Genomic DNA, 2,458 nt, shown 5'->3' with positions numbered 1-2,458 from the left:
TTCTGAGGTGTAGTCGTAAGAGGTGACTCGGGCGGGAGGGGGGCGGTGGGGCCCCCGGCCGGGCGGCCCCCGCGCCCCCCCCCCCGCGCCCCCCCCGGCCCCACCACGGCACTGGACGCCCTCCTCCCGCTGCTGCGCCGCACGACGAACCGCAGGTGGCGCGCACACGTCCGGCGCGCGGTGCGGGACTGGCGTGCTCAGGGGCGCTCGAAGGCACACCGGTTCTTCGGCATGGCCGTCGACCCCCGCTGCGTCGTCGCGGAGTTGTCCGCTCGGCTGCCGGACCGTGCCGTCGTCGTCACCGACTCCGGCTCGGCCCTCGACTGGTGGACCCGCCACCTGGAACTGCGCGACGGGATGCGCTCGGCCCTGTCGGGACACCTCGCCACCCCCGGAGCAGCCGTCTCCTACGCGCTCGCCGCCCGTCTGGCCCTCCCCGACCGTACGGTGGTCGCGCTCGTCGGTGACGGTGCCCTCCAGGCCGGCGGCATGAACGAACTGATCACGGTCCGGCGGCACCTGGAACGGCTCGCCGACCTGCGGCCGACGATCTTCTGCGTCCTCAACAACGAGGACCTGAGCCGACTGACGTGGGAACGCCGCACAGCGGCCCAGAACCCGCGCATCCCGGTCACCGGCGAGGTTCCCGCGGTTTCCTACGCGCAGTACGCCCGCCTTCTGGGCCTGCCCGGCACGTGCTGCGACCGGCCGGGCGCGGTGGGGACCGTGTGGGAGGACGCGCTGGCCGCGCGTGGGCCCATGCTGCTGGAGTTCATGGTGGACGGCGACACGCCGCCGGACTGGGCCGAGTCCAGGCGTGCCGAACCGAGGGCCGGGGCGTGGGCGGGGAGCCCGTTCGGATCGTGAGTCAGGCAGAGCAGCGAGACCGCAGGAAGGAGACAGCGATGCACACCTCAGCTGACGATGCGTCGTCGGGGGGCGGACGCATGGCAGATGCCGCCGCCCGGCTGGCGCAGGACACCGCGGAACTGGCCCGGCGGGAGATCAGAGAGATCCAGGACGAGGCCTTGACGGCGCTCAAGAGGTTCGGGACGGGCGGTGTGCTGCTCGCCGGGGCGGGCACGTGTGGCCTGCTCGCTCTCTGGGCCGCGCACGAGACGCTGCTGCGGGCGGTCGAGTCGGTTCTGCCGAGGGGCCGGGCCGCGGCGGTGCTGACCTGCGGATACAGCGCGGCAGCCGCTGCCCTTGGCCTGGCGGCCCGCGACAGGATGCGCGCCGCGGCCGAGGCCGGCGCCACGGCCATGGACAAGGAAGCCGACGAACTGGAGCGGGAGGACACGGGAATGCCGGACGAAAGCGCGTAGCGTGACCGGCGCTGTGCCGGGCGGACGGGTGGTCATGGCTCCGTCCGCCGCCTCACCTGTTCCCTCTGCCAGGCGACGGCCCGTCGGATCTCCGACTCGTCCAGTCCCGTGCGGCAGCCGAGTTGCTCCAGGGTCAGACCGGATGGCGCGGAGACGAGAGTTCGACTGATCTTCGCCGCCCACAGCTCTTCCTTCACGAAGGGCCGGTGCCGGTAGATCTCGCGGAGGACCTCGAAGTGGGCGTCGCCGCAGGCGATCACCCGGCGAAGGCCGTCGAACCAGTCGTTGGCCGGATGCACGCACGAGGAGTCGGGGACGTATCCGCTCACCGCCTCGCCGGCGGGGAAGGTGACGGCGCACAGGTCGCAGAGCTCCAAACGGGTCGCTTGTGCGGGCCGACCGCCCTTGGCTCGCTTCCACATCGGTCCTCCAGAAGACGTCGTAGCGATACAGGGTGCCCGCCGGGGGGTACCCCCAACCGTCCACGATGCGAGGACGAGGGCAAGGACGAAGTGGCAGGGACATGATCGTCGGGTGTGCGGGTCCGGTGGTTCGGCGAGCGGGTTCGTCGCGACCCTGTCCCTGCTCGGAGCGGCGGGGCTGGCGATCCTCGCGCTGTACTGGGCGGCGGCCAGCCACGCCGCGCAGCTTCGGCAATCAGTCAGCGTCCTCAGCACGGCAAGCGACCATCCAGCCCCTGACCAAGGTGCTGATGGCGCCGCGACCGTGGAGGCGCTCCTGCTCGAACAGCACGGACTCTGTCCGCTGTGACTGTGCAGTCGCTGCAGCCACACGGCGCCGAACAGATCATGGACGCCCTCGTCCGCGAGGTCACTCAGGCTGAACCGCTCCGGGTCTGATGGAGGCTTGGTCTCTGTGGTGGTTCAGTTTTGTGGCGGGTCGGGGTGGTGGGCGTGGATGGTGAGTCCGGTGATCTGGCCTGATTGGATGACTGGGCCGTGCTGTACTCCGCCGTTGATGTTGTTGTGTACGGTGCCCGGCCGCGCCGTTTCGCTCTGTAGGTGCTGCAACGACGTGAGAGGGCGTTAAGCCCGATCTCGCCCGGTTCGTGATCGCTCGATCGTGGTACTAATCGCCGTACTGGCCGACTTTTAGTCATGTGCATGCTGGGA

The 2,458-nt window shown here is 70.6% G+C and carries 3 protein-coding genes; 2 read left to right on the top strand and 1 reads right to left on the bottom strand.

Annotation, left to right across the window (positions count from 1 at the left end):
* The first annotated feature begins 231 nt into the window (after window positions 1-231).
* Together ABZ281_RS45930 and ABZ281_RS45925 are read left to right on the top strand one after the other, a co-directional pair.
* The gene (locus ABZ281_RS45930) at window positions 232-867 is read left to right on the top strand and encodes a thiamine pyrophosphate-dependent enzyme (protein WP_356664400.1); all 636 of its coding nucleotides are present in this window, start codon (window positions 232-234) and stop codon (window positions 865-867) included.
* Between the two features lie 38 nt (window positions 868-905).
* Entirely contained in the window at window positions 906-1,325 is a 420-nt protein-coding gene (locus ABZ281_RS45925) for a phage holin family protein (protein WP_356664398.1), read from the top strand.
* Between the two features lie 32 nt (window positions 1,326-1,357).
* Here ABZ281_RS45925 and ABZ281_RS45920 read toward each other — a convergent pair whose 3' ends face one another.
* Window positions 1,358-1,747 (bottom strand): hypothetical protein, encoded by a 390-nt coding sequence (locus ABZ281_RS45920; protein ID WP_356664396.1) that lies wholly within the window; start codon window positions 1,745-1,747, stop codon window positions 1,358-1,360.
* Window positions 1,748-2,458 lie beyond the last annotated feature (711 nt).

The organism is Streptomyces sp. NPDC006265 (assembly GCF_040613555.1).
In the GTDB taxonomy this organism is placed as follows: Bacteria; Actinomycetota; Actinomycetes; order Streptomycetales; family Streptomycetaceae; genus Streptomyces.
Note: the sequence above shows the minus strand (reverse complement) of the source record. Positions and strands in the feature narration are given on the sequence as shown.

Bases quoted from the DNA above. Each gene is read 5' to 3' on its own strand.
- ABZ281_RS45930 (WP_356664400.1), top strand. From the start codon at position 232: ATGGCCGTCGACCCCCGCTGCGTCGTCGCGGAGTTGTCCGCTCGGCTG.
- ABZ281_RS45925 (WP_356664398.1), top strand. From the start codon at position 906: ATGCACACCTCAGCTGACGATGCGTCGTCGGGGGGCGGACGCATGGCA.
- ABZ281_RS45920 (WP_356664396.1), bottom strand. From the start codon at position 1,747: ATGTGGAAGCGAGCCAAGGGCGGTCGGCCCGCACAAGCGACCCGTTTG.